Source organism: Priestia sp. TRM10 (assembly GCF_057808375.1).
The window spans coordinates 965866-992055 of sequence record NZ_JBJZOT010000013.1; the positions used below are offsets into that span (position 1 = coordinate 965866).

Consider the following 26190-nt stretch of genomic DNA (forward strand, 5'->3'; position numbering starts at 1 on the left):
AGCTTTGATAAGGGTTTTTTTAAGGTTTATGTAAGGTTTACATTAAAATGATGTAAGGTTCGGCATCTATAATCGTTCTTGTAGCTTAGTCAAGGGGGAACACAAATGAAAACCATTTTAAAAGCAAGAAACATTCAAAAGGTATTTGGAACTAAAGGAAATGTATATAGAGCATTAGAAGACATTAATCTAGAAATTCAAGAAGGAGAATTTATCGGCATTATGGGGCCCTCTGGTGCAGGGAAGTCAACATTACTAAATATTTTTTCAACCATTGATACCCCAACAGCTGGAGAGGTTATGATCTCAGAACAAAACATCGTCAAAATGAAAGAAAAGGAGCTTTCGGACTTTAGAAGAGACAAACTCGGCTTTATTTTTCAAGACTATAACCTTCTTGACACATTAACGGTAAAAGAAAATATTCTTCTGCCTCTTGCCCTAGCAAAAGTCTCAGCAGAAGAAATTGAAAAACGGGTGAACGATATTGCTAAAACGTTCGGCATTAGTGACCTTCTCGATAAATACCCTTACCATATATCAGGGGGGCAGAAACAGCGTACAGCAGCAGCGCGAGCGATTATTGCAAATCCTGCTTTAGTATTAGCGGATGAACCAACAGGAGCCCTTGACTCTAAATCTGCGAAAAGTTTGTTAGAAAGCTTAACGAAATTAAATAGAGAAAGAGAAGCAACGATTATGATGGTTACACACGACGCTTTTGCAGCAAGTTTTTGCAAACGTGTATTGTTTATTAAGGATGGCAGCATTGCTGCTGAAATTTATAAAGGTGAAAAAGATCGCCAAGGTTTCTTTGAGCAAATTCTACATGTTCTTGCTTCCATTGGAGGTGGAGTATAGATGAGCCTTTTTAGTATTGCTAGAAAAAATATGAGGAAAAATTTCAAAAATTATTTTTTGTATTTTACATCTCTTATTTTTAGTATTGTTATCTATTTTACGTTTATTTCGTTAAAATACGATAAAACCATTCAAGCAACTTCTGATTCTTCACCAAAAATCAGCTCTGCTTTTAATGGGGCATCTGTTATTTTAATCATTTTTGTAGCGATTTTTATTTGGTATTCCAATACTTTTTTTACGAGAAAGCGAAAAAAAGAAGTTGGATTATATGCGCTACTTGGTGTGCGTAAAAAACAGATTGGTCGCATGCTCTTTTATGAGAATTTCATTATGGGAATAGGCGCTCTATTTGTAGGGATTTTACTTGGAGCACTTCTATCTAGATTTTTTGTGTCTCTTTTAATGAGTATTATGGGATACGAAGTGCTTGGGAGTTTTGGGATTTCTTTTAGCGCTGTGATAAACACAGTTACTGTATTTCTTATTATAACGCTTATTGCTTCTTTTCAAGGCTATCGTCTAGTTTATCGTTTTCAACTTATTGAACTTTTCCGTGCAGATCAAGAAGGAGAGAAAGAGCCAAAAGCATCTCTTTTCATCGCACTTTTATCGCTTATACTCATTGGAATTGGTTATTGGCTTGCTCTTCAAAACTTATTGCAATCAGAAGTTTGGAAAACAATAGGGTTTATGATGACTCCTCTCGTTATCCTAGTAACGGTTATACTAGGTTCGTATCTTTTATTTAATACACTATCTCTTTATGTACTAAAGCTTGTTAAGAAAAATAAAAGCTATACTTGGCGGGGAAGTAATCTCATTGGTGTTTCTCAGCTTCTATATCGAATAAAAGGAAATGCTCGTATGCTGACGATCATTGCAATACTTAGTGCAACAACCTTAACAGCCGTTGGAACAGCATACAGTTTTTATTACAACAATAAAAGCAACGTAGAAATCAATGACCCGAACAGTATGATGTTTAGGGATGAAGATGAAAGTAAGGAAAAAATCGTTCAAGATTTAATCCATAAAAATAAAGATCATAAAGTAGTGTATCATAAACAAATTTCAACGCTTGAGCTAAAAGGAGATATTACAGATTTAAAGAATACACTGCCTTTTAATACAATGATGTACACTGTAATTTCATCTGCGGATTTCAATGAGTTAGCAAAAGAGCAAAAAAGGAAAGATAAGCTCTCTTTAAAAGGAGATGAAGCAGCTGTATTAGAGCCGGCCTATTTTGAAGGGATAACACCTAAATATGTAGGCTCAACCGTTTCTTTAAAAGGAAATGAGCAAGTGAGGGAAATTACGTTTACAAAATTGAAAAAGTATAATGTTTTAAACACGTATACAGCGGGAGCAACCGTTGTTGTAAGCGATAATATGTTTGCGCAGTTAGCAAAAAATGAGAAACAAGTAAACATGGAAGTTTATGAAATCACAAACGAAGATCACGCAAAACAACTTACGGAAAATATTAACGCTGTTCTTGCTGATAATGCACAATTCTCAAGCTTCTATGAAGATTATGCTTCAGGACTAGAGGCTGCGGGCTTGATGATATTTATGGGAGGTTTTTTAGGACTAGTATTTCTTGCTGCGACAGGAAGTATTATTTATTTCAAACAATTAGCAGAAGCAAATGCAGATAGAAGTCGCTACGTTGTTTTATATAAAATTGGTGTAGATAAAAGACAAATTAAGAAAACAATAGCGAAACAGCAGGCATTTATATTTACGCTTCCTTTAATTATAGGGATTGCTCATTGTAGTGTAGCTTTAACCGCTTTATCAAAGTTATTACAAACAAATCTAGTTGTGCCAGTTATTATATGCATAAGTGTATATACTTTCATATATGTGTTGTATTACATTTTAACTGTAAATTCGTATTACAAAATTGTAATGAAAACAAATGAATAAAAAAGGAGACAAATCATGAAAAAAACAGCAATCATTCTTATAACGTTTTTAGTTGTATTAGGTGGAGCGTTTCTATTTCTTCAGAACGTTAATATTAATCGATTAGGTACTGACAAATATTATACACAAATTATAGGTGAGGGCAAAAAGTTAGAGGAGAAAGCCACTAGTGGAGAAGTGTTTGTGAGATATGAATATACACTTCGGGCAGTAAAGGAAGACGGTGAAGCCAAAACTGTAACATTTACGTCTCAAAACCCCCTCCGCCAGCAAGCTTATTTAGAGCTATTTATAAAAAATGATAAAGGTGTAACATCATATGAAGAAATAAACGAAGATAAAGTTCCTCAAAAAGTAAAAGAAAAATTCATGTGAGTCACTTTGTGCCCTTTACAAAAGAAGTCTTTTGTAAAGGTTTTTTTATAGAAAGAGAAGGAAATACGACAATGTTTTAATAAGTACAGCAATTTCTATATAATAGGGAGCATGATACATTTTAAAGGTGGTTGTTGATATATGATGAATAACGAAAAGATACTTGTCATAGACGATGAAGAAGATATTTTGCGGCTTATAAAGACGGTATTAAGAAAAGAAGGAATTGAGCACGTATTAACAGCTGCGACTGCAAAGGAAGGGATGGCTCAATTTCGTCAACAGAAACCAGATCTTATTTTACTAGATATTATGTTACCTGATGGAGAAGGATATGACGTATGTAAAGAAATTCGAACAGTGTCAAAAGTACCGATTCTCTTTTTATCAGCCAAAACAGAAGAAATTGATAAGATTTTAGGTTTTGCAATTGGAGGAGACGATTATATTACAAAGCCGTTTAGTCCAAAAGAGGTTGCTTACAGAGTGAAAGCTCAGTTAAGAAGAGCAAGTTATGGAAAGGAACAGGAAAAAAGTGATCCTATTATTACAAAAGGTCCTTTTATACTCGATGAAGAAAAAGCAGAGCTAGTCAAAAATGGAGAAATTGTCGAGCTTAAACGAAAAGAGCTTGGATTAATGAAGCACTTTCTTGAAAATCCAAATAAAGTAATTAGTAAAGAAAGACTTTGTGATGTTGTATGGGGAGAAGACTTTATTGGATTTGATAATACAATTATGGTTCATATAAGAAGACTGCGCGAAAAAATAGAAGATCAGCCTTCAAAACCCATGTACTTAATGACTGTAAAAGGGTTAGGATATAAGCTTGTTATCGAGGATGAATAAGAGATGAAATGGAAGCTAACAGGCCGGTATTTATTATCCATTGTACTTGTTGTTATTTTAGTTGTAGTTATTAACATTGTGACACTCATTGGATTGTTCCTCATTGAAATTAATACAGGAAAGCCAATATTTCATAGTAGAGAAATATCAGCCGAGAGGTTTACAAGAAATTTTAATCATTATATTACTGCAGGAAATGGAAATATTGATGTTACCGAAAAAGGGAAAGAGAAGCTTGACCAAAAAAACGCGTGGATTCAAATTGTTGATGAAAACGGAAAAGAAGTATACGGCTACAAACTTCCAAAAGCTGTGAAGAAAAAATATACGCCGTTGGAAACCATCAATAGATATAAATATAAGGAAGAAGATATATTAGCGACCGTTTTTGCAGGCGGGAAAACGATGAATAACCGGGAATACAGCTATTTCGTTGGTTTTAGTGATCCGAATATTAATAAATATGTTTTCACATTTGATATCGAAAGCATTCTTCACAATTTTAAAGTGGGAATACTTACTTTTTTACTTATCGATAGCTTGATCGCTTTTTTCATTGGCTATTTATTTAGCAAAAGACTAACCTCTCCATTAAATAGCTTAATTGATGGAATTAAAAGACTTGCAAACAAAGATTATAGCGTGAATTACCAACCAAAAGGCATTTATAAAGACGTTTTTTATAATGTGAACTACTTGTCAACTGAGCTAACCGCAAATGAGAAAGAGCGCAAGAAGTTAGATCATATGAGAGAAGAATGGCTTGCGAACATTTCTCATGATATCAAAACGCCGCTTGCTTCTATTCAAGGATATGCTGAGATGATGAAAAACAAAGAATATCACTTTTCATTAGATGAGATGCGAGAATATGCCGACATTATTGAAAAAAAAGCATTGTATATGAAAGAAGTGATGGAAGACTTAAATTTAACAACAAGGTTAAAAAATAAAGAACTTATGTTGAATAAAAAGGAAGTTAATATTGTTACAGTGCTTCGCAACATTGTCATCGATATTTTGAATGATGCAAGATATGCTAACCGTCATATTGAATTTGAAGTAGAGCAAGAAAAAGTAGAAGTAGAGGTAGAGGAGATTTTAATTCGTCGAGCGTTGCACAACTTAATATATAATGCGATTGTACACAATGATGAGAACGTAAAAATAACGGTTCGAATTGAAAAAAAAGTACGCCCCCATATTGTTATAAAAGATAATGGAAAAGGGATTAGGAAAGAAGATCTTGATAAAATTTTTGATCGGTATTATCGAGGGACAAATACGGGAGAGGTTCATAAAGGCTCTGGTCTTGGTATGGCTATTGCGAAAGACGTTATTAAAGCACATGATGGAGATATTGAAATGAAAAGTATGGTTGGGATGGGAACAACAATTCACATTTATCTCTAGTCTCTCGGATGATTTCTAACTATTTATACTTTTTATATGTATTTCCTCCAATGTTTGTAAACACTAATTATAATAAGCTTAATTTTAGGGGGTTACTACAATGGAAGGAAAGAAGGTTCATTTGACGTCGGCTGAGATTGCTTCTCTTTGGACCGCTTATATGAATGATAGCATGTCAAAATGTATTTTAGGTCACATGCTGAAACATATTGAAGATGATGACATAAAGCCTGCTATTAGGCATGCTTATGATATTGCTTCACAGCATTTAAAAAGGCTAGTTGAAATATTTAACAAAGAAAATTATGCTATCCCAAACGGTTTTACATCTCAAGATGTTAATGAAGAAGCTCCATGGCTTTATACAGATGTTTTTTGTTTAGATTATGTTAATTTTATGGCTAGAATAGGGATGATAACATATAGTGGCACTATTTCGATGAGTTCAAGAGGAGATATTCGTCACTATTTTACAACGGCCTTAACTGAAACGAGTGGGCTTTACAATATGACAACAGATATTGCTCTTTTAAAAGGGGTATTTAACCGCCAACCGTATATCCAAGTTCCTAAAGAAAGCAGCTATATAAATAGCAAAAAATATTTTAGCGGTTTAAACCCATTTAGCTCTAAGCGGCCATTGAATGCAGTTGAAATTTCTCATTTGTTCATGAATATTGTCACAAATGTGATCGGTGTTCAGCTTTGCTTAAGCTTTGGACAAACTTCCCCATCAAAAGAAATCCAACAGTACATGCAGCGTGGAAAAGAAATCTCAAACAAGCATATTAAAGTATTTGTAGATACGCTGCTTGATCATGATATCCCTACTCCGAGGCTACCTGATATGGGGATAAGCAACTCTACAACTCCAACATTTTCAGATAAATTGTTAATGTTTCAAATGTCTCTTTTGAGCGCGGCAGGAACGGGAAACTATGCGACTGGAGCAGCCGCTAGTCAGCGCAGTGATCTTGTTTTAAACTATGAGAGGTTATCATTAGAAATTGGTCAATTTGCTAAAAAGGGAGCTGATATTATGATTAAACACAACTGGCTAGAGCAGCCTCCTGGAATAGAAGACCGCGAGATGTTAGTTCGTAAGAAAGAACACCAAGAATAAAGAAGAACCTCTTATTTAAATAAAATAAGAGGTTCTTCTTTTTAAATTCATCATTTTTTCTAATCCAACGGGGATTAAACACTTCTTTGCTTTAAATAAACGCTTTCTTTTTAAAAAATAACAACAAAAAGGCTAACCAACATGGAAAAAAATTCATAAATTAGTTGTATAGAACAGGGGGGGATTGCATGTCTACTATTCAAGCTGATCACCCTGAATCCCATTGCATAAGAGTTGCGAAGGTGTTTGACTGGATGACTCGATCCTCTACAATTCAATTTGAGCGGCCTGTTTTTAAGAAGAAAAAGCAAAAAATACAGCATGAAAAAATATGCCGTCACTTCCGAATTGCAAATCCCGCTGAGTATCCAGCTATACTTTGGGAACATCATTCCTCTGTTCCTACGACGAGCGCGATTTGGATCTGCAATAATTCTCAACATGGAGAAGAGATGAGCGTTTTTGTTAATCTTGAGTTTGTTTTCTCTGTTTTAAGAGGACAAACAAGAAGCATAACAGTTGCAAAGCTTCATTCTCTAGCTGTTACAAACGAAGGGAAACACGAGGTGAAAGGGACGTTCCATATTGCTGTGCATCGGAAATTATCATTTATATCAGAGGAAGAGTTTGATATTTCAGTTTTGGAAAATGCACGCTTCTTCTTTAGTGACGAAAAAGGGTATCCTTTGTCTTCAGAACAAGAAAAATAACGTGTAGAGAAAAAAGGGATTCTTCAGAACGAAAAAGGAGAAGAATTGTTTTGCCAAATGGGGAGGCTATCCTTCTTCAAGAAATTCAGTTTGTACAAGAAGGATACGTATGCCTTGAATTTGAAGATTGTATTATAGGTCCTTTTGCTTTTTTACATGAAGAAACATCTCTTCTATATGCTCCAACTCATACCATTGTAAACACTACTATTCAAAATGCTCATTGTTATGGAGAGTTTCTACAGAGTAATGAGAAAGAAGTTTGTTTTATTGTTAATTTGATGATTAGTTTTGATATGACAATAGAAGTTCTAAAAGATGAAAATCGAAGTATAAATGGGACATTTGTGATGCCTAGAAGAAAGTTCTTAAAAATAATTTTTTAACCATTCCGAAAAAATGATTAACATATAATGGAGTTAGAAAGAATTCACTTTACGATGAGGAGGAAATAAGATGGCTCAATTAGGAGGTTGTAGCAGTGACGAACTTGGCGTTGTAAATGATGCTGTTTGTGTAACTATTGATTTACCAGTTACAACAGCTGGAACGCCTATTCCAGTTTAGAGTGATACAAGCACGTTTGCGATTAATGGAACAATTGTAGTTGAAAATAATGGAGCTGTAGGGATTTCACCAACAGCGAGTTTGGAGGTTAATGGAACAGCTGTTACTGATTTTACAGTTGGACCAGGAGAAGCACAATCCATCACATTAAACAATATCGAGTCCATTGCAATTGCAGGTACAGGTGGAACAGGAACGGCAAATGTGAAAGTTGCTTTTTCCTTAAACTATAAATTTTAATCGTGAAGAAAGCTTGGATTATTCTAAATCTAAGCTTTTTTATATACTTTTAGTTTATTCTTTGGAAGAAGAGAAAAAAACTGTTATCCTAAAGTGTACATATTTTTATTTTTTGGAGGCAGTTATAATGGAAGCACGTTTTAACATGAAAAACACCCTTATGGAGAGTCTAGGGATAGAAATTTTAGAAGTGAAAAAAAACGGGACATGTATAGCAAAGATGCCTGTTGATGAAAGAACACGTCAGCCGTTTGGTTTTCTACATGGCGGAGCTTCTGTAGCTCTTGCTGAAACGGTTGCAAGTCTTGGGGCCGCAAGTTTAGTTGACCTTAAGGAAAAAGCAGTTTTTGGACAAGAGATTAATGCAAATCATATTCGCTCTAAACAAAGTGGCTTTGTAACAGGAATAGCATCTGTTATTCACCAAGGCCGGACAAGCATGGTGTATGAGATTCGGATTGTTGATGAAGAAGAAAAACTGATTTCAATCTCAAGATGTACAATTGCGGTTGTTGATAAACGCTAAAAAACATCCTTTAAGTCTTAGTGCTTAAAGGATGTTTTTTTTGAAACAAAATGAGACAAAGTGACACAAACGTGCCATTTTGTCTCATTTTTTAAGAAGGAAAGTGAGACAGAAAGCTTATAAAACAACATTCTTTTTTTGGCATGCTTCTTGCATCTATGTATAGTGAGATATTAAAAAGGAGGCTATACAATGAAAATGACGGAGCAAAATCAAAAACACCTTTCTTGGGAAAAAGCAACGTGGATGTATCAGAAGATGGTTGAAATTCGTAAGTTTGAAGATAAAGTTCATGAAATCTTCGCACGAGGCGTTCTACCTGGATTTGTTCATTTGTATGCAGGGGAAGAAGCTATTGCAGTTGGAATGTGTGCACATTTAACAGATAAGGACAGCATTACAAGCACACATAGAGGGCATGGACATTGTATTGCAAAAGGATGCGATCTTGACGGGATGATGGCGGAGCTTTTCGGGAAAATTACAGGCCTTTGTAAAGGAAAAGGAGGGTCAATGCATATTGCAGATTTAGATAAAGGAATGCTTGGAGCAAACGGAATTGTTGGAGGAGGATTCCCGCTTGCGTGTGGGTCTGCATTAACAGCAAAATATAAAAAGACAAAAGATGTAAGCGTTTGCTTTTTTGGTGATGGAGCTAATAATGAAGGAACGTTTCACGAAGGAATCAATTTAGCAGCGGTTTGGAAATTACCTGTTATTTTTGTTGCTGAAAACAACGGATATGGAGAAGCAACACCTTTTGATTCTGCTTCAAGCTGCTCGACAATTGCAGAAAGAGCAACATCATACAACATTCCAGGAATACGTGTTGACGGAAAAGACATTTTAGCTGTTTATAAAGCAGCAGAAGAAGCGGTCCAAAGAGCCCGGAACGGAGAAGGCCCAACTCTCATTGAATGTGTAACATACAGAAATTATGGTCATTTTGAAGGTGATGCTCAAACCTATAAGAAAAAAGAAGATAGAGAAGAACATTTACAAGAACGTGATGCAATTGCTTTGTTTAAAAGCTATCTTACTTCAGAAGAAATTGTTAACGAACAAGAGCTTCATAACATTGACGCAAAAGTAGAAGAAGCCGTTTCAAGAGCAGTTGAACTTGCTGAAAACAGCGAGTATCCAGATCAAAAAGAACTGTTTACAGACGTATATGTTTCATATTAAAAGGAGGAGAGAAAAATGATCAGACAACTAACAATGTCAAAAGCAATTAATGAAGCACTTCAGCTTGCAATGAGGAAAGATGAAGATGTCATCATGCTTGGAGAGGATATTGCAGGTGGTGGAGGAGTTGACCATCTTCAAGATGATGAGGCATGGGGAGGCGTTCTTGGGGTTACAAAAGGACTTGTTCAAGAGTTTGGGAGAGATCGAGTGTTAGATACCCCAATTTCAGAAGCAGGATATGTTGGAGCAGCAATGGGGGCAGCTGCGACTGGACTTAGACCTGTTGCAGAGCTTATGTTTAATGATTTTATCGGATGTTGTCTTGATCAAGTGTTAAATCAGGGAGCGAAGTTTCGCTACATGTTTGGTGGAAAAGCAAAAGTCCCTGTTACAATCCGCACAACACATGGAGCAGGATTTCGAGCAGCAGCGCAGCATTCCCAAAGCTTATATGCTTTATTTACAAGCATTCCAGGAATTAAAGTTGTTGTTCCTTCTTCTCCATATGATGCAAAAGGATTGTTGTTGTCAGCAATTGAAGATGATGATCCTGTTATTTTCTTTGAAGATAAAATTTTGTATAACGCAAAAGGAGAAGTTCCTGAAGGATATTACACAATTCCACTTGGCAAAGCAGACATTAAGCGAGAAGGAAACGATTTAACAATTGTTGCAATTGGAAAGCAAGTTGGCACAGCACTAACAGCGGCAGCACAGCTTTCAAAACTGGGCATTGAAGCAGAAGTCGTAGATCCACGTAGCCTCTCACCACTTGATTCTGAAACAATTCTTTCTTCTGTTGAAAAAACAAACCGCCTTATTATTGTTGATGAAGCAAGCCCACGATGCAGCATTGCAACAGACATTGCAGCACTTGTAGCAGATGAAGCGTTCGATATGTTAGATGCACCAATTAAGCGGATTACAGGACCACACACACCTGTTCCATTTTCGCCACCTCTAGAAGATGAATACTTACCAACGCCAGAAAAAATTATTAAAGTTGTATCAGAACTGATCGGAGACAAATCTCTTCTAAATGTATAAGAAAAAAGGGGGAAACGAAAATGGCAGTCGAAGTTGTCATGCCAAAGCTCGGAATGGCGATGAAAGAAGGAATAATATCGTCTTGGAATAAAAAAGTAGGGGATAAAGTGACAAAAGGAGAGCCTGTTGCGAGCATTAACTCCGAGAAAATCGAGATGGAAGTGGAAGCGCCAAGTGACGGAGTCTTATTAGATATTAAAGTTGAAGAAGAGGAAGGGGTTCCTCCAGGTACTGTTATTTGCTACATTGGAGAACTGAATGAACAAATTGCCGAAAAAAAAGAAAATGAAACAAAGCGTCTTTCTTTATCTTCTTCAAAAGAGGAAGTGGCAGCAACAGTTGCTATAGAAGAATGTCCTATAAAAAGGAACCGTCTGAAAATTTCACCTGTTGCTAAAAAGATAGCATTAGCTTCTGGACTTGACATTGACACTATACAAGGAAGCGGTCCAGGAGGTCGCATTACAAAAGCTGATGTTGAAAAAGAATTGAAAAAGCAAGCTGAAAAGGAGGAAGAAAGCAGAGAAGAAGGGAGAGAAGAACGAACAAAAATACCTTTAGCAGGAATGAGAAAAGTGATTGCAGAACGTATGCAAAGCAGTTTATTAAACAGTGCACAGCTTACAATTACGATGAAAGCAGACGTTACAAATCTTGTTAAACTAAGAGAGGAAGTAAAACAATCCTTTGAAAAAAGAGGAGAAGAAAAGCTTTCTCTGAACGATTTTATTGTGCGAGCTACTGTTTTATCATTAGGAAAACATAGAGAAATGAACAGCAGCTATGATGAGGACGGCATTATTTATCATGAAGGTGTACATGTTGGAATCGCTGTTGCTATTAAAGATGGCTTACTTGTTCCTGTTGTAAGAAATGCCGAAAAGCTTTCCCTAGTGGAAACAGCCACAACGATTAGAAAATTGTCCTCTTCAGTTCGGCGAGGAGAGATGGATGGGATTGAAATGACAGGATCGACCTTTACAGTGACAAACCTTGGCACATACGGAGTAGAATTTTTTACTCCTATTTTAAACCCACCAGAAACAGGTATTCTTGGGGTTGGGGCAATTGAGCAAGTTCCAATGTATAAAGGAGCAGAACTTCAAAAATGCAGCATGATACCACTTAGTTTAACATTTGATCATCGTGTTGTAGATGGAGCACCTGCTGCGGAATTTTTACAAACCATTAAGGGGTATTTAGAAGACCCAATCGCAATCCTTTTGTAGGAGGAAAAAACATGTCAACATTAGTTGTAATTGGAGGAGGTCCTGCTGGCTATGTTGCAGCAATTAAAGCTTCCTCACTTGGAAAAAAGGTGATATTAATTGAAGAAAAGGATCTTGGGGGTACGTGCTTAAATGAAGGATGTATGCCAACGAAATCCTTACTTGAGAGTGCTTTAACATATGAAAAAGTAAAGAAAGCAGGACGCTTTGGTATAGAAGTTCCAAAAGACGCTACTGTTAATTGGAACGGTGTGCAGGCTTATAAGCACGGTGTTGTTCATCAGCTTGTGCAAGGGATTAAATACTTAATGAAGAAAAATAAAATTAACGTTATGAAGGGAAGAGCTTCTTTTATCAGTCATAATCGAGTAAGAGTGCAAAAAGAGGACAGTGTTGACGAAATAGAAGGAACAGAGTTTATTATTGCTGCGGGATCTGCTCCTGTGTCTTTACCGTTCGCTCCATTTGATGGAGACTGGATAATCCATAGCGGGCAGGCAATGTCGCTTTCAACACTTCCATCTTCTCTAATTATTGTTGGAGGAGGCGTTATTGGATGTGAGTTTGCTAGTATTTATAGCCGTCTTGGAACAAAAGTAACCATTATTGAAGGAAGTTCAACCCTTCTTCCACATGAAGATGAAGATATTTCAGCTCTTTTACATGAAAAGCTTGCAGAAGATGGAGTAGAAATTTATACAAATGCTCGCTTAGAGAGTGTAGAGAAAAAAGCTAAAAAAGTTAGTTTTATAACAAGTGAGGGAAGATGTGAAGAAAGACAAGGTGATTATGTACTTGTTTCCGTCGGAAGAAAGCCAAAAACAAGCGATCTCCGTCTAGAGAGAGCTGGAGTAGAATTTACAGATGAAGGAGTTACTGTAAATGAACACATGCAAACAAGTGTCCCGAACATTTATGCATGCGGAGATATTATAGGAGGTATTCAGCTAGCACACGTTGCTTTTCATGAAGGGGCAGTTGCAGCACTCCATGCATGTGGAGAGAAGACTGAGGTGAATTATCGAGCAGTACCTCGGTGTGTCTATACTTTTCCAGAGGTAGCAAGTGTCGGATTTACAGAAAGAGAAGCAAGAGAAGTATATGATAGAGTAAAAGTTGGAGAGTTTTTATTTGGGGGAAACGGAAAAGCCCTTATTACAGGTGAGTCGTTTGGAAAAGTGAAAGTAATGATAGAAGAAGAGTTTAATGAGATTATTGGCCTTTCTATCGTTGGTCCAAAAGCAACAGAGCTCATTGGGCAAGGAACAGTAATGATTCATAGTGAACTAACAATAGATGTAATGGAAGATTTTATTGCTGCTCATCCAACACTTTCAGAAGCTATTCATGAAGCGCTCTTGAACACGACAGGAAGTGCTGTACATGCATAAATCGGGATAGAATGGACTGCTGTTAACAGCAGTCCATTTTCTTATGATATAGACTTTGTTGAAAACGCTTTCTAAAACTTCTATAATAAAAGAATAATACATGATTAAAGGATGAAATCAACTTTCTAGAGCAGACACCTTTCTTATGTAAAACAACGATTATAGGAGAGGATTTAATGATAGAGGGAAGTTTTTCTTTAAATATGTGGGAGCGTTTTATAAAAGAAGGCACACTAGAAGAAAGTCGTCTAAATAAGAGAATTATAGAGTCTTGGTATCGCTGTAGAAGTGAAGAAGTAAATCCGAATTTAAAAGTTGGACAGCGCGTCTTAAATCAAGAACAGTTAGAAAAACAACGACGTAAAAATTCTTTTTTAATTCATGCAGCCTTACCATATATGAATGAAATAGAAAAGTTTATTCGGGAGACAAGTATGGTTTCGCTGTTGATCGATGCAGAAGGATATATTTTATCAATGAATGGAGCTAAGCACGTTTTAGAAAAAGCAAGGGAAATTAATTTTACTGAGGGATCATGCTGGACAGAGAAAGAAGTCGGGACAAATGCAATTGGCACAGCTCTCCAAAATAAGGAAGCAATGATGGTGACAGGAGCTGAACATTATGCAAAAGCTTCCCATGAATGGAGCTGTTCTTCAGCTGTTATAAGAGGAGGAGAGGGAGAAGTTCTTGGTGTTTTTAATATTTCGTGTCCTGCTGAGCATGCTCATGAGTCTATGATTGTGACTGCTAATTCAGCAGCCTATATGATTGAAAAAGCACAAGTACACCTAAAAAGGGAAGAAGAGATTGCGCTTTTACACAACACAATGGAATGGATAGAAAGTGAGCGTCCGCTTATTGTCTGCACAAATAACGGGAACGTTGTAGGAGCAAGCAAAAGCGTAAGGGAAAAGAAGGGGAACTGGGCTGAAATGTCAAAGGCAAGTTTATTAAATGAAGGGTATGATGTACAGTTTGAAGTTCCTGTATTCTCGAAAAATCGGTTGACGGCTATTGGATATATTGCCTATTTAAAACCTAAGAGGCATAAAAATAGAGATTCATTTTTTGTTTCCGCTCCTTTTATATTTAATGGCGCAAAAAGCATCAGTAAAGCTTTTCAACATACCCTAACAGAGGCAAAGTGTGCTGCACCAACAGAGGCAAGTGTCTACCTTTCCGGTGAAACAGGGGCAGGAAAAGAAATGATTGCAAAAGCAATTCATGAAAACAGCGGACGAAAAAATGGTCCTTTTATTGCATTAAACTGTGGAGCGCTTCCAAAAAACTTGCTTGAAAGTGAGCTTTTTGGATATGAGGAAGGAGCATTTACAGGAGCAAAGCGTGGAGGATATAAGGGGAAATTTCAGCAAGCGAACGACGGGACACTATTTTTAGATGAAATTGGTGACCTACCTTTTACGATGCAAACCGCTCTTTTACGTGTTTTGCAAGAACGTGTTGTTACTCCTCTTGGAAGTGAAGAGGAAAAGTCCATTGACGTTCGAATTATTACAGCAACACATCAAGACTTAAAAGCTCTTGTTGAGCAAGGAAAGTTTCGTGAAGATTTATATTACAGACTTCATATTTATCCAGTCCATGTTCCACCACTACGAAGTCGAAAAGAAGATATTCCACATCTCGTTCAGTATTTTTGTGAAAGATATAATTGGCATGTAACTTTATCCCCTCTTTTTTTAAAGAAACTTGCTCACTATGATTGGCCAGGCAATATACGTGAACTGTTTAATATACTTCATCGAATTAAAATTGTGGAAGAAGCAAAAGGAGAGGAAGTAGAAAATATTTTAGACAATATTCTATTGAACTCGTTTTCTTCGTATCCTGAAAGAGAAGAAAAGGAACTTCCCTCGCTTTCATTTCGAGAAGAAATTCAAAAAGAGAAAATGAAGACGGCACTTCGGGAAACAAATGGAAACATTACGCTTGCCGCAAAATTAATCAATGTCCCGCGCAGCACGTTTTATAGACGTCTTCAAAAATATAATCTCCATTAAAAAAGTCAGGGGTAGAGTCCCTGACTTTTTTAGCTTCCACCATAAACTTGGTATCCCAAAGGAGAAGAGGTTACGATAGTGTTGTATGCTGTCATTGATATAAAAACGCATAGGAACTTTGTTTGAAAAGGAAGGTTTCTCTAAAATAGTCCCCAATATAATTTTCTTCCTCCCGTTTTTAGTTAGAAGAGAAGATGAAAGCTGTCCATCTTCATTTGCATGAGCTATTTTAACAATTCCTGAGTACTATTATAAAGCTCAACTTTCACAAGACTTTCCGGTTTTCCATTTACTAAATCTAAAATATGTGTTGGTAGGCAAGTACTCACTTTAACTTTGTTTTTTTTCTTTTGAAGAGTTTGTTTTTAAATCTTCCTTCGTGACGGAGAAAAGTTGGAAGCCAAACGGTGGCTTTGGTTCTGTATATACTTTTCCTTTCTCACCTGGAATCTCTTCAACAACTGCATCCCATGTATGGTTCTGAGATTGGAAGTTAACACTTTGTAATTGCGGAAAACGCTCTAGTATACGGCAGCCGATGTGGTAAATTAAATTTTGAATCGATGGTGTTTCAAGTTCATGAAAAACAGAAGAGGCAATGTCATGAACCTGTTCAGACGCAACATAAAGTGATGGAGTTTCTCCGAGCGCATCTTTACTATTTTCATAGTTCCAGCCAATGTTTAAAAAGATGAAAAGAGGGCGGTTTCCATCTTCCGGAAGAGTTGTGTATTCATCACGGATAAATCCAACAAACGAATTGCCGCTTATTTTAATAAGCTGAAGATCACAAATTGAGCTTTCTCTACTTTCAACATTAATGTCTTGACCATGACGAATAAGATGAACAGAAGAAACAGCTTTTTCATTTCGTGAATGATTAAAGACAAGAGGGATCTTTTTTATTTCTTCATTCTCAAATATGTTTGCTTCTTGGAATGATAAATGTTCGCCGGTAAGTTTTACACTATCTATTTGAGAGTACTTAAGGAGAAAGGCTCTTCCAACATAATCAAGGAATCCTTCCATTGTTGTACCACTGTATGATGCAAGATGCTGTTGAATAAAATTCTTCATAGAATCTGTTGCTACAACGAGCCGATTATCCCCTTCAATAAAAGAAGAAAGAAAAGCAGAGCCTCCAACTTCGACGCGAATATTAGCTCCAAATATAATATTAGAGCGTCCTGTGAAATTTGATTCTGGAATTTCTTTAATACCTTTTAAAGGGGCCAAGTGCGTACGGTAAGCAAAAACGTCTCCTTTTCCATAAGTCATTATCCGGTTATTATTTTTCATCACCTTATCTCTCCTTTGTTGGTCATGTAAGCGAAATAGAGGGCAATTTTATATAGCTGATAAATCTGAGAAATAACTCGTAGAGAATGCGCGAAGATATCGCCGAATTTCTTCGTAAACTGCTGTAAACTAAAGAATCCGGAGATGTTCATTTTCCTCAAGCTTCTTCTGCCTTTAAAGAGTTAGGAAGAGGAACTTCTACTTTTTTCTTTTTAGTATTGAAAAACAAATTCAGGATAATAGCAGCAAGACTTCCTGTAATAACACCGTCACTTACAAGAATACTTAAAAAAGATGGAAGGGATGCAAAGAGATTAGGAACAGCAGTTACACCGAGTCCAAGTGAGATAGAGCACGCTATAATAAGTAAGTTATTGTTCGTGAATTCAACATTACTCAACATTCGCATTCCGGAAGAAATCACCATCCCGAACATAATAACGGTTGCCCCTCCAAGAACAGCATTTGGAATAATCGTCGCAAATGCGGCGATCTTTGGAATAGAGCCAAGAAAGATTAAAATACCGCCTGCTGCAACGACAACATTACGTGTTTTAATTCCAGATAGTTCTACAAGTCCGACATTTTGAGCGAACGTATTGTATGGGAATGCATTAAAAATACCGCCTAAAAAGATAGCTAAACCTTCTGCTCTGTAGCCGTTTGCAAGTTCTTGTTCTGTTAAAGAACGATCGCAAATCTTTGCAAGGGCAAAGAACACTCCCGTTGATTCAATCACAATAACAAGTCCGACGATAAGCATTGTCAAGATAGCTCCAGGTTCAAAAGTTGGCAAACCGAAGTAAAAAACTTGTGGGAAGTGAAACCATGAAGCTTCTTTTACAGGATCTAGATTCACTTTACCTAAAAAAGCAGCAAAAATAGTACCAGCGATAATGCCGACTAAAACGGAAAGGGAGCGCATAAATCCTGAGAAAAAGCGGTTCATAGCTATGATAAGAAAGAGAACACTAAAAGCTAACAGCAAGTTCTCACTAGAACCGAAGTCTGAGCTATTTGCTCCGCCTCCCATGTTTTTAATTGCCGTTGGAACAAGGGATACCCCAATAATCGTAACAACTGTTCCTGTGACAACAGGAGGAAAGAAGCGGACAAGTTTTCCTAGAAACGAAGAAGCAAAAAAGATAAAGAGACCTGTGACAATAATAGCTCCATAAATAGCAGGAACTCCGTACTGAGAACCGATGCTAATCATGGGTGTTAAGGCTACAAAAGAACTGCCAAGAATAACAGGTAAGCCAATTCCGAGATGCTTGCTTTTTAATGTTTGGAGAAGAGTAGCAATGCCGCATGTTAACAAATCAATTGCGACAAGATATGCTAATTCTTCCGCATTTAAACCAAGTGCTCTTCCTACAAGTAAGGGAACAAGGATAGCTCCAGCGTACATTGCTAAAACGTGCTGAAGACCAAATGAAAAAATTTTTCCTCGTGACTGCCGAGTGTTCATTAATCAACCTCTCCTCTTTTAAAATACTTTTATATGTTAAGTTGAATAACATGTTACATTAGAAAAAAGGTTAAGTCATTAGTTAAAGTAACTAATATTTTTATATTAATCGTAAAAATGTTATGAAAACTCTGAAATAAATAACTTTACGTGTTATAAAATATAACATTTGTAGTTTACAATATTGTTCCAATACGGAGAGCTAGTCTTAACCTTAGCGTTGTATCAGGATCTTTTAAACTTTTGCCAAGCAGTTCTTCACATTTCTCAAGACGATAAATAACCGTATTGCGATGCACGTATAATCGTTTTGCTGTTTCGGATATTTGACAGTGAGTTTCTAGAAAAACAGAGAGTGTATGCAATAAGCGTTGCTCCTCATCTTGGGTATGAGAAGAAAGTTTGTGAAGCGTATGATCATAAAACTTTTTTAAATCCTGTCTAGGAACGACTCTTAGAAGTTCTGTGACATCTTTTGTTTGATATGTTTGAATAAACTGCATGCTTCCAGAGAAATGACCTGTATCAAGGGCATCGAGAGCTTCTTCGTAAGCACTTTCTATTTCAAATAAGTTTTGAGTAATGCTGCTTATCCCGAAAGAAATCGTTCTCTGAAAGCTTGCTAAAACTCTTTTTTGAATATGTTGTAAGGCTGAAACCATTGTTTCATGAAGACCAATCCATCTATCATTTACTTCTACAAAAATAACGCCAATTGTTCCCTTGAGAAAGAAGTGACAAGGCCATGGAATAGATTCAAGCTCTTCCTCTAAAAATTCATATACAACATCGGTTTCCATTTGGTGGGCTGTAAAGCTGATGCCTTTTTCATTTCGATCAAGTTTTGTTGCGATAAGAATATATTTTTGCTCACAGTTTAGCCCGAATTCTTTTGTGCGGTTTCTTATTTCATCTTTTGATGTGAATTTTCCATCTACAAAGTTAGTGAAAAACTCATTTTTTGCTCTTCGTTCGTATTGTTTTAAAGCACTTTCCTTCATCAGCTCAAAAGCAATAACATTTGCTGCTTGTTCAATCATCAAAATCTTTCCTTGATCAAGTTTGGCAAGATTCTCTTTGACTAGTAGAGAGCCGCATCTCTTTTCGTGTGTTGGAACTGGGAAAGCGGAAAAAACTTCATGTGTAGCTCGAATAGAGAAACATGAATATGGAGTTTTTTTAAGGAAAAAAGAAGTGTTTTGCGTGTTCCATTTCTTTGAGCTTTCTGGAGCTTTTTCATCATAATGGGTTTGAGTTAAAAGTTTGAAATGCTGGTTAAGAAGTAGAACAGGATAGCCAATCATAAGAGATAGATTTTGTAACAACTCATCAATGCTGCGTCCGCTTAAAACATGATTTGTGAACTGTTGATGAGCGTGAATGGCTTGCTGCAGCTCATTTGTTCTCGTGTTTAGAATGGTGCCTAATGTATTGTTTACGACATCTCCAAGGGCAACGTTTTCAGGTATTTCAATAATGGGAAAGGAGAGTTTATTTGCGAGTGCTAAAACATCAGCTGGCAGTTCTTTTAAAAACCGTTTTGTTTTTACACAAAGACCTGCACAGTTTTGTTCATGCATTTTTTTTATTAACGATAAAAGCGCTGAAGGATCATCTTTGAAATGATAAGCTGTTGTGAGAAGTAAGTCGTCTTTTGATAAATAGCGAATAATGTCAGGAGCGTCCATCATGTTCACATGCTGAACGTTTCTATGAAGTCCTGAGTGTCCTGCTAATGTGAACGCTTCTTCTAGAGAAGGAAGCTCTAATACGTCTTTTACTTTCACATTCTCACCTCTTTCTTTAAAAAGCATAAACCTAGTGATCTCACCTTTTGAAAAATTAGCTAGTATAACTAAAAAAATGTGTGAAAACGAACGTTTTTACCGATGATTATTTTCTATATTAGCAGTAAAGTTCAGAAGATAAATCATTAGTGTTAAGAAACTTAACATAAAAAAAGGAAACAAGAAGGAATACAGTGTTAAAAGAAGAATACATAAAAATAAACTTGTAAAAAAGGAAGGGAAATATGCTAAGTATTCGTAAAGCTACCGAGCAAGATGCAACACATATTGTAAAGATTAAAAATGAGATTGCAAGAAACACGACCTTTTTTCTTCGATCAAAAGATGATGAGGAAGAAAGGGAAGAAGATTATAGAAGAAAGATAGGAGAACGAGAGAAAAAAGGAGGATTAACAATTGTAGCAGAGGAAGGTGGAAAGGTGATTGGATTTCTATCGTTTTCGAGAGTTCCTTACGTTCGCTTCTGTCATACGGGAACATTCGGAATGGGCGTAAAGAGGGATTCTAGAGGAAGCGGTGCTGGGAGTTCTTTGCTTCAGTATCTTATTAGATGGGGAAGGGAAGAAGAAGGGCTTGAAAAAATTGATCTTGAAGTTTTTTCCCACAACGAAAAAGCCATCCAACTTTATCAGAAATTTGGTTTCTGCGAAGAAGGACGACAAAGAAAAGTAATGAAAATACGAGAAGAACAATATAGTGATGTTATTTTCATGGGGTTGTTTGTTTAATATACATAATGAAAAAGAGCTTTTATATAAGCCGTAATAGTAAGTTCTCCTTTTTCAATGGGAGGGCCACCTTCAGCACTTAGCGCTTTTTGGGCAAAAGGAGTGAACACTGTTCCTTCTTCTATTCTTCTCTCTACTATTTTTAATGGAATAGGATTTACTTTTATGCCAATAGATTTACTTAAGCTGCGTGCTTTATGTTGAACGCCAAGAAGCGCATTACTTAAAGCTTCTTCATAAGCGGCTTCAGTATTTGATAGACTAAGCTGCATACTATGAGTTGTTGTTGCTCCGTTTTCAAGAGCTGTTTCATAGAGAAGACCAAGAAGAGACAAATCTTTCACTGTAACAAGGAGGAGATGTTGAACTTCATAGTCTTTTAAAGTTGATACTCCTTCAATATAATCATAGCGAGGATAAATAGAATATGAGCTTGTTCTAATGTTTTGCTCTAAAATTCCTAAAGTTTTTAAAGCTTCAATAACATTACGGGAACGGGTAGTATTTTCTTCTTGGGCTTTCACTGGGCTTTTATTATTTGTTACAATTCCAATGATCAATGAAGCTTGATCAGGTTCCATAACCACTGTTCCTTCTCCTTCAAGAAGCATTGTATTCATCAATAATCCTCACTCTCTTTCTTTAAATATAATAAACTTCTCCTATTTCTAGCATATGTTTCTTTTTCTTCTCTATGAATAGAAAGAGAGGATAATTGTCGTAATGCTTGACACTTTTTATCATCAATACGTATAGTTACATTGTGAACTTATGTAAGTTTAAAAGAATAGATGAGAAGCTTGGATAAAAGCAAAGAAAAAGACGGAGGGAATTCATGAGCAAAAAGCAAAAGCAAAAGCAAGGATATAAAAACACGTCCAAAACAAAATCATCAAACATATGGTTTTATATTATTATTGCTGTGTTTGTTATTGGAGCTGTTGGATTAGTTGTTCTAAACAACATGGGAGATGAGAAAGCTTCTTTTGATTATGAAAAACAACCTGTTCTGGGGGAAGAATCAGCGCCAGTTCAAATTGTAGAATTTGGAGATTATAAATGTCCAGTTTGTAAGACATTCAACGAAACTTACTTTCCTCAGATTGATAAAGAGCTTATTCAAACAGGGAAAGTTCAGTTTTACTTTATGAATTTCCCGTTCATTAACAACGATTCAACGCGTGCTGCTCAATTTGCAGAAGTAGTGTACAAGGAGCTTGGTGACGAAACATTTTGGAAGTTCCATGAGAGTTTATACAAAAATCAGCCTGCTGATTATAAATATGAAAAAATTGACTTTCTAACGGAGAAAGAATTAACAGAGCGTTTGAGTGAGTTTGCAAGTCAAGAAGAAGTAGATAGAGTTGTCAAAGCCTTCAAAGATGGAGAAGGAGAAAAACCGCTTAATGAAGATCTAAAAGTTGTTAACGATCTTCAAATTAATTCTACTCCAACTGTTTATGTAAATGGAAAGCTTTATGAAGGCAAATCATATGAAGATCTAAAGAAGATGGTTGAAGAAGAACTAGAAGATGCAAAGTAAGTAGAGTGTAAAAAGGCTAGCTCATGGTGAGTTAGCCTTTTTGTTTTGATTTATAGCAAAGAAATATACCAATAAACAGTAAAATATTGAATTATTTTTACATAAAAATGAAAAAATTACTTTAGCACTCTTTTTAAAATATGATGTGGATTCTATACGTGTAATATTATATTATTATATAAGAAATAGAGAAAGTGAATTCTTGTTTAATTAGTATAAAACATTTATAATTAAACACATTTAGGTATGAAGATTCATATCTAAGTGTTCTCAAATTGAGCTCTAAAGGTTTTACAGCTTAGAAACGAAATCATCAAAAGACAACATTTAAGGGTAAATGTTTGAGAGGGGTTAAGAAAATGAAAAAATTTGGGTTGGCTACACAAATTTTTGTTGGCCTAGCCTTAGGAATTGCTGTAGGTGCCATTTTTTATGGGAATGAAACGGCGATGGCAATTCTTCAACCAATTGGGGATATTTTTCTAAATCTAGTTAAAATGATTGTTATTCCTATTGTCGTATCAGCTCTTGTTGTATCAATTGCTGGAGTAGGGGATATTAAAAAATTAGGTAAACTAGGTGGAAAAACGCTTCTTTATTTTGAAATTGTGACAACAATTGCTCTTCTAATAGGGTTGCTCGCTGCTAATTTATTTCATCCTGGTACAGGGATTGAAATGGGGAACCTTGAAAAAAGCAATATATCTTCCTATGAAGAGACTGCTCAGACAGAAGAGAAGGGAAGCATTGCGGATCAATTTGTGCACATTATACCAAGTAACATTGTGCAATCCTTAGCTGAGGGAGATTTACTAGCGATTGTCTTTTTCTCGGTCCTATTAGGCTTAGGCGTAGCGGCTGTTGGAGAAAAAGGAAAGCCTGTACTAAGTTTTTTTGAAGGCTTATTAGAGGCTATGTTTTGGATCACGAACTTAGTTATGAAATTTGCTCCTTTTGGCGTTTTCGCTTTAATTGGTGTGAACGTAGCGAAGTTTGGAATTGGTTCACTAATTCCATTAGGTAAGCTTGTTCTTGTTATCTATTTAACAATGTTCTTCTTCGTTTTTGTTGTCTTAGGAATTATCGCTAAGATGGTAGGAGTAAATATCTTTGTCATCATGAAGATTTTAAAAGAGGAGCTTATCTTAGCTTTTACAACAGCAAGTTCAGAAGCCGTTTTACCAAAATTAATTGATAAAATGGAAAAGTTCGGCTGCCCAAAAGCTGTGACATCGTTTGTTATTCCAACAGGTTATACATTCAATTTAGACGGCTCTTCTATTTATCAAGCGATCGCAGCTATCTTTATTGCTCAAATGTATGGAATTCATCTGTCTATCGGAGAGCAAATCACTCTGCTACTCGTACTCATGTTAACTTCTAAAGGGATGGCAGGCGTTGCAGGTGCCTCATTTGTTGTTGTGATAACAACGCTAGGAACAATGGGGTTACCACTAGAAGGAATGGCTTTCATTGCTGGAATTGACCGTATTTTAGATATGCTTCGTACATCTGTAAATGTAGTCGGTAATGCTTTAGCTTCTATTGTGATGTCAAGATGGGAAGGGAATTTTGACAAACAAAAAGCAGCAGAATATACGGCTTCACTTAAAAAGTCGAATGCTGCTTAAAAAGAGCTAGATTCATTTTAATTATAGTACGAAAAAAAACCTTTACTCTAATAGAGTAAAGGTTTTTTTGAACCCGTATTTTCAAATAACAATAAGACTTAGAAAATGCGAGGTATAGAAACTTTTTAAATTTTAGTACTTCTAACCGTGTTTAATACATTCTTGCTTTGTTAGTTGTACAATATCCTTTAAAAGACTTTTTGAATGTTTACTAGACGGGTAAAGATTAGTAAAGAGAAAGGGGGAGAAGGGAGGAAGAAATGAAACGAACAGCTAAAGGTAAATTTGTGTTCGCAATTGGACTTCTTTTATTTATTATTGGTTTTGTTGGATGGATGAATTTTTTTGATCACAGTATTATACAAGACAACGGAATGGTGAAATTTACAGCTATTTTAGGACTTCTTCTTATTCTGCTCTCTAATTTCTTAAGAAAGAAAGGAGCTTAATTGAGCAAGAGTGGGAAACGAGTAAAACCCTCTCTCATAGAAAGAGAGGGTTTTTTTGTTATTATTTGATCATAATATATAAATTAACAATTGTATTTCTTGTAGCTCTCTTCGATATATTCCTCAAAATCTCCTGTGTACGTACATTCATAATGGTTTCTTTCTCAAACTATTAACAAACGCTTTCTTGCTATACAGCAGGAACCGCTTCAGACATAAAACCTTTTCTCGATGACAATTTTATATATCTATAAGGTAGGACTTTCTTGCTAGGGAGGTTCTCGGGTAGATCCTCATAATGAAATGAATAAATAGAAAAGATATATTTAGAAAACTTTAAGAAGAGGAAAAGGTACTAGATTATTGTAGTAATAAATTACCATGTTTTCCACATTAAAATTATGTTGACTTTTTAATGAAATAGCGTGATAAATTAGTAATGCAAGTTTAATATTTTAGTAATACTTTAGGAGGAGTAAGATTGAAAAAGTTTGGGCGCATGTTGCTAGCCTTAAGTCTTATAATGACGGTCATTATTCCGTTTCAGCACGCAGACGCTAGCAGCAAATTTACAGACGTTACTCTTTACGAAAAAGAGATTAATTTCCTTGCAGATAAGGGAATCATTAATGGGTATAATAATGGTACTTTTCAACCTGAAGCATCTATCAAGAGAATTCAAGCTGTACAAATGCTTCTGCGTGCAAAAGGAATAAATGATTTAAGCGGAGCTCCAGATCCGAATTTTGCTGATTTGAAAAAAGGCGATTACGGTTATGAGGAAGCAGCTAAAGCTGTTCAGCTTGGCTTTATTTCTGGGAAGCAAGATTCAAAAACAGGTAAGAAATATTTTAATCCATGGGACACTCTTACAAGAGGGCAAATGGCTAAAGTTTTAAGTCTTGCTTATAATCTAAAAGGAACGACTGTTAGCGAGTTTTACGATGTGCCAAGCACAGATGGCTTTTACACATAAATCAATGCATTAGCATACAATAACGTAACAACAGGTTATTCTAACAACACATTTAAGCCATATCAGTCTATTTCACGTCAGCATTTTTCCGTTTTTCTAGCTCGTACGCTTGATTCTTCTTTCAAAGAAGATGCGGCAAACCGTACTATAACAGGTGGATTAAAGCCAAATCCACGCAAAACTTATGTTTATAGCTATTCGTTTGATGAAAATTATAGTGAAACGGTAAAGTATACAGGTACAGTTTCTGGCATTGACAACTGGACAGGCCGAGACACAGACGGAGATACGTACGATTATGCTTATAGCGAAGATAAGGACGGCTTTATTGCTGGATGGCAAGACGGCTTTATTTCTTCGACAGTCCCATATCCGCTTAAATTAAATACAAAGTGGACAGATGATTTCTATGAAGATGAAGACCCTATTACATATGTGGTTACTTCAATGAACAAAACGATTACAACTCAAGCAGGCACTTTTAAAAATGCAATTGAAATAAAAAGCAGCCTTGACACGTCTGAATACTATGTTCAAGGTGTTGGACTTGTGTTAATGCTTGATACTTCTGTCAAGCCGGCTGATAAAATTCAAGAACTTAAAAAGATTTACTAATGTGAAAAGCTAGTAAGAGGACTTCCTTTTGCTAGCTTTTTCATTGGATGTCAACATGCGTAGAAAAAGGCTTTAAAAAAGGATTCACTCTCATAAAAAACTAGCTTTTCTATCCATTCATGGTACAATACGAAAAGTAACTATTCTTCATAAAAAACATAGAAAAATGGTTTCGCATTCGCTGAAGCCATT

Annotated in this window: 23 protein-coding genes and 3 pseudogenes; 22 read left to right on the forward strand and 4 right to left on the reverse strand. The window is 36.0% G+C overall.

What is annotated here, in order from left to right:
- The first annotated feature begins 105 nt into the window (after nt 1-105).
- From ACK3CR_RS16030 to ACK3CR_RS16100, 15 genes and pseudogenes are all read left to right on the forward strand, one after another.
- Entirely contained in the window at nt 106-861 is a 756-nt protein-coding gene (locus tag ACK3CR_RS16030; RefSeq protein WP_243510495.1) for an ABC transporter ATP-binding protein, read from the forward strand.
- Entirely contained in the window at nt 862-2796 is a 1935-nt protein-coding gene (locus ACK3CR_RS16035; RefSeq protein ID WP_488975746.1) for an ABC transporter permease, read from the forward strand. It begins immediately after the preceding gene.
- A gap of 15 nt (nt 2797-2811) precedes the next feature.
- A complete protein-coding gene (locus ACK3CR_RS16040; protein WP_243510489.1) occupies nt 2812-3171 on the forward strand; it encodes a YxeA family protein in 360 nt (119 codons plus the stop codon).
- A gap of 141 nt (nt 3172-3312) precedes the next feature.
- Complete coding sequence (locus ACK3CR_RS16045) at nt 3313-4020, forward strand: response regulator transcription factor (protein ID WP_243510486.1); 708 nt, start codon at nt 3313-3315, stop codon at nt 4018-4020.
- A gap of 3 nt (nt 4021-4023) precedes the next feature.
- Nucleotides 4024-5433, forward strand: coding sequence for a sensor histidine kinase (locus tag ACK3CR_RS16050; RefSeq protein WP_488975747.1), 1410 nt, complete (start codon nt 4024-4026; stop codon nt 5431-5433).
- Nucleotides 5434-5533: 100 nt separating this feature from the next.
- Entirely contained in the window at nt 5534-6556 is a 1023-nt protein-coding gene (locus ACK3CR_RS16055; protein ID WP_488975748.1) for a DUF3231 family protein, read from the forward strand.
- Between the two features lie 188 nt (nt 6557-6744).
- A complete protein-coding gene (locus ACK3CR_RS16060; protein ID WP_488975749.1) occupies nt 6745-7266 on the forward strand; it encodes an S-Ena type endospore appendage in 522 nt (173 codons plus the stop codon).
- A 50-nt stretch (nt 7267-7316) separates the two neighbouring features.
- Nucleotides 7317-7652 (forward strand): hypothetical protein, encoded by a 336-nt coding sequence (locus ACK3CR_RS16065; RefSeq protein ID WP_488975750.1) that lies wholly within the window; start codon nt 7317-7319, stop codon nt 7650-7652.
- 70 nt (nt 7653-7722) lie between these two features.
- Nucleotides 7723-8073, forward strand: a pseudogene (locus ACK3CR_RS16070) (DUF3992 domain-containing protein).
- A gap of 127 nt (nt 8074-8200) precedes the next feature.
- Complete coding sequence (locus tag ACK3CR_RS16075) at nt 8201-8599, forward strand: hotdog fold thioesterase (protein WP_243510465.1); 399 nt, start codon at nt 8201-8203, stop codon at nt 8597-8599.
- A gap of 192 nt (nt 8600-8791) precedes the next feature.
- The gene (locus tag ACK3CR_RS16080; RefSeq protein ID WP_488975751.1) at nt 8792-9784 is read left to right on the forward strand and encodes a thiamine pyrophosphate-dependent dehydrogenase E1 component subunit alpha; all 993 of its coding nucleotides are present in this window, start codon (nt 8792-8794) and stop codon (nt 9782-9784) included.
- Nucleotides 9785-9799: 15 nt separating this feature from the next.
- The gene (locus ACK3CR_RS16085) at nt 9800-10834 is read left to right on the forward strand and encodes an alpha-ketoacid dehydrogenase subunit beta (RefSeq protein ID WP_488975752.1); all 1035 of its coding nucleotides are present in this window, start codon (nt 9800-9802) and stop codon (nt 10832-10834) included.
- Between the two features lie 20 nt (nt 10835-10854).
- Nucleotides 10855-12063: a dihydrolipoamide acetyltransferase family protein gene (locus ACK3CR_RS16090; protein WP_488975753.1), complete on the forward strand. Its 1209-nt coding sequence runs from the start codon at nt 10855-10857 to the stop codon at nt 12061-12063.
- Between the two features lie 11 nt (nt 12064-12074).
- Nucleotides 12075-13454: a dihydrolipoyl dehydrogenase gene (lpdA, locus tag ACK3CR_RS16095; protein WP_488975754.1), complete on the forward strand. Its 1380-nt coding sequence runs from the start codon at nt 12075-12077 to the stop codon at nt 13452-13454.
- Nucleotides 13455-13630: 176 nt separating this feature from the next.
- Nucleotides 13631-15478 carry a sigma-54-dependent Fis family transcriptional regulator gene (locus ACK3CR_RS16100; protein WP_488975755.1) on the forward strand — a complete coding sequence of 616 codons (1848 nt, stop codon included), beginning with the start codon at nt 13631-13633 and terminating at the stop codon, nt 15476-15478.
- Between the two features lie 330 nt (nt 15479-15808).
- Here ACK3CR_RS16100 and pucL read toward each other — a convergent pair.
- The 3 genes and pseudogenes from pucL to ACK3CR_RS16115 all read right to left on the reverse strand — a co-directional run.
- Nucleotides 15809-16813 (reverse strand): annotated as a pseudogene (gene pucL / locus ACK3CR_RS16105) (factor-independent urate hydroxylase); the annotation flags it as partial.
- 121 nt (nt 16814-16934) lie between these two features.
- Entirely contained in the window at nt 16935-18248 is a 1314-nt protein-coding gene (locus tag ACK3CR_RS16110) for a nucleobase:cation symporter-2 family protein (protein ID WP_243510447.1), read from the reverse strand.
- Nucleotides 18249-18424: 176 nt separating this feature from the next.
- A complete protein-coding gene (locus ACK3CR_RS16115; RefSeq protein ID WP_328124764.1) occupies nt 18425-20035 on the reverse strand; it encodes a PucR family transcriptional regulator in 1611 nt (536 codons plus the stop codon).
- Between the two features lie 245 nt (nt 20036-20280).
- Between ACK3CR_RS16115 and ACK3CR_RS16120 the strand changes: the two genes are divergently transcribed.
- On the forward strand, nt 20281-20784 hold the full coding sequence (locus ACK3CR_RS16120; RefSeq protein WP_243510441.1) for a GNAT family N-acetyltransferase: 504 nt from the start codon (nt 20281-20283) through the stop codon (nt 20782-20784).
- Here the strand turns inward: ACK3CR_RS16120 and ACK3CR_RS16125 are convergent.
- The gene (locus ACK3CR_RS16125; RefSeq protein WP_488975756.1) at nt 20781-21404 is read right to left on the reverse strand and encodes an SIMPL domain-containing protein; all 624 of its coding nucleotides are present in this window, start codon (nt 21402-21404) and stop codon (nt 20781-20783) included. The genes ACK3CR_RS16120 and ACK3CR_RS16125 overlap by 4 nt on opposite strands.
- A gap of 215 nt (nt 21405-21619) precedes the next feature.
- Here ACK3CR_RS16125 and ACK3CR_RS16130 point away from each other — a divergent pair, with 215 nt between their 5' ends.
- From ACK3CR_RS16130 to ACK3CR_RS16155, 6 genes and pseudogenes are all read left to right on the forward strand, one after another.
- The gene (locus ACK3CR_RS16130; protein WP_488975757.1) at nt 21620-22327 is read left to right on the forward strand and encodes a DsbA family protein; all 708 of its coding nucleotides are present in this window, start codon (nt 21620-21622) and stop codon (nt 22325-22327) included.
- 359 nt (nt 22328-22686) lie between these two features.
- Nucleotides 22687-23958, forward strand: coding sequence for a cation:dicarboxylate symporter family transporter (locus tag ACK3CR_RS16135; protein ID WP_243510425.1), 1272 nt, complete (start codon nt 22687-22689; stop codon nt 23956-23958).
- Between the two features lie 260 nt (nt 23959-24218).
- Nucleotides 24219-24407, forward strand: coding sequence for a hypothetical protein (locus ACK3CR_RS16140; RefSeq protein WP_243510424.1), 189 nt, complete (start codon nt 24219-24221; stop codon nt 24405-24407).
- Nucleotides 24408-24888: 481 nt separating this feature from the next.
- Entirely contained in the window at nt 24889-25383 is a 495-nt protein-coding gene (locus tag ACK3CR_RS16145) for an S-layer homology domain-containing protein (protein ID WP_488975758.1), read from the forward strand.
- A pseudogene (locus ACK3CR_RS16150) lies at nt 25384-25458 on the forward strand (S-layer homology domain-containing protein); the annotation flags it as partial.
- 372 nt (nt 25459-25830) lie between these two features.
- Nucleotides 25831-25998 carry a hypothetical protein gene (locus ACK3CR_RS16155; protein ID WP_488975759.1) on the forward strand — a complete coding sequence of 56 codons (168 nt, stop codon included), beginning with the start codon at nt 25831-25833 and terminating at the stop codon, nt 25996-25998.
- Nucleotides 25999-26190 lie beyond the last annotated feature (192 nt).

Excerpts from the sequence above, each read along its gene's own strand:
- ACK3CR_RS16030 (WP_243510495.1), top strand. The coding sequence starts at position 106 with ATGAAAACCATTTTAAAAGCAAGAAACATTCAAAAGGTATTTGGAACT.
- ACK3CR_RS16035 (WP_488975746.1), top strand. The coding sequence starts at position 862 with ATGAGCCTTTTTAGTATTGCTAGAAAAAATATGAGGAAAAATTTCAAA.
- ACK3CR_RS16040 (WP_243510489.1), top strand. The coding sequence starts at position 2,812 with ATGAAAAAAACAGCAATCATTCTTATAACGTTTTTAGTTGTATTAGGT.
- ACK3CR_RS16045 (WP_243510486.1), top strand. The coding sequence starts at position 3,313 with ATGATGAATAACGAAAAGATACTTGTCATAGACGATGAAGAAGATATT.
- ACK3CR_RS16050 (WP_488975747.1), top strand. The coding sequence starts at position 4,024 with ATGAAATGGAAGCTAACAGGCCGGTATTTATTATCCATTGTACTTGTT.
- ACK3CR_RS16055 (WP_488975748.1), top strand. The coding sequence starts at position 5,534 with ATGGAAGGAAAGAAGGTTCATTTGACGTCGGCTGAGATTGCTTCTCTT.
- ACK3CR_RS16060 (WP_488975749.1), top strand. The coding sequence starts at position 6,745 with ATGTCTACTATTCAAGCTGATCACCCTGAATCCCATTGCATAAGAGTT.
- ACK3CR_RS16075 (WP_243510465.1), top strand. The coding sequence starts at position 8,201 with ATGGAAGCACGTTTTAACATGAAAAACACCCTTATGGAGAGTCTAGGG.
- ACK3CR_RS16080 (WP_488975751.1), top strand. The coding sequence starts at position 8,792 with ATGAAAATGACGGAGCAAAATCAAAAACACCTTTCTTGGGAAAAAGCA.
- ACK3CR_RS16085 (WP_488975752.1), top strand. The coding sequence starts at position 9,800 with ATGATCAGACAACTAACAATGTCAAAAGCAATTAATGAAGCACTTCAG.
- ACK3CR_RS16090 (WP_488975753.1), top strand. The coding sequence starts at position 10,855 with ATGGCAGTCGAAGTTGTCATGCCAAAGCTCGGAATGGCGATGAAAGAA.
- lpdA (WP_488975754.1), top strand. The coding sequence starts at position 12,075 with ATGTCAACATTAGTTGTAATTGGAGGAGGTCCTGCTGGCTATGTTGCA.
- ACK3CR_RS16100 (WP_488975755.1), top strand. The coding sequence starts at position 13,631 with ATGATAGAGGGAAGTTTTTCTTTAAATATGTGGGAGCGTTTTATAAAA.
- ACK3CR_RS16110 (WP_243510447.1), bottom strand. The coding sequence starts at position 18,248 with ATGAACACTCGGCAGTCACGAGGAAAAATTTTTTCATTTGGTCTTCAG.
- ACK3CR_RS16120 (WP_243510441.1), top strand. The coding sequence starts at position 20,281 with ATGCTAAGTATTCGTAAAGCTACCGAGCAAGATGCAACACATATTGTA.
- ACK3CR_RS16125 (WP_488975756.1), bottom strand. The coding sequence starts at position 21,404 with ATGAATACAATGCTTCTTGAAGGAGAAGGAACAGTGGTTATGGAACCT.
- ACK3CR_RS16130 (WP_488975757.1), top strand. The coding sequence starts at position 21,620 with ATGAGCAAAAAGCAAAAGCAAAAGCAAGGATATAAAAACACGTCCAAA.
- ACK3CR_RS16135 (WP_243510425.1), top strand. The coding sequence starts at position 22,687 with ATGAAAAAATTTGGGTTGGCTACACAAATTTTTGTTGGCCTAGCCTTA.
- ACK3CR_RS16140 (WP_243510424.1), top strand. The coding sequence starts at position 24,219 with ATGAAACGAACAGCTAAAGGTAAATTTGTGTTCGCAATTGGACTTCTT.
- ACK3CR_RS16155 (WP_488975759.1), top strand. The coding sequence starts at position 25,831 with ATGAACAAAACGATTACAACTCAAGCAGGCACTTTTAAAAATGCAATT.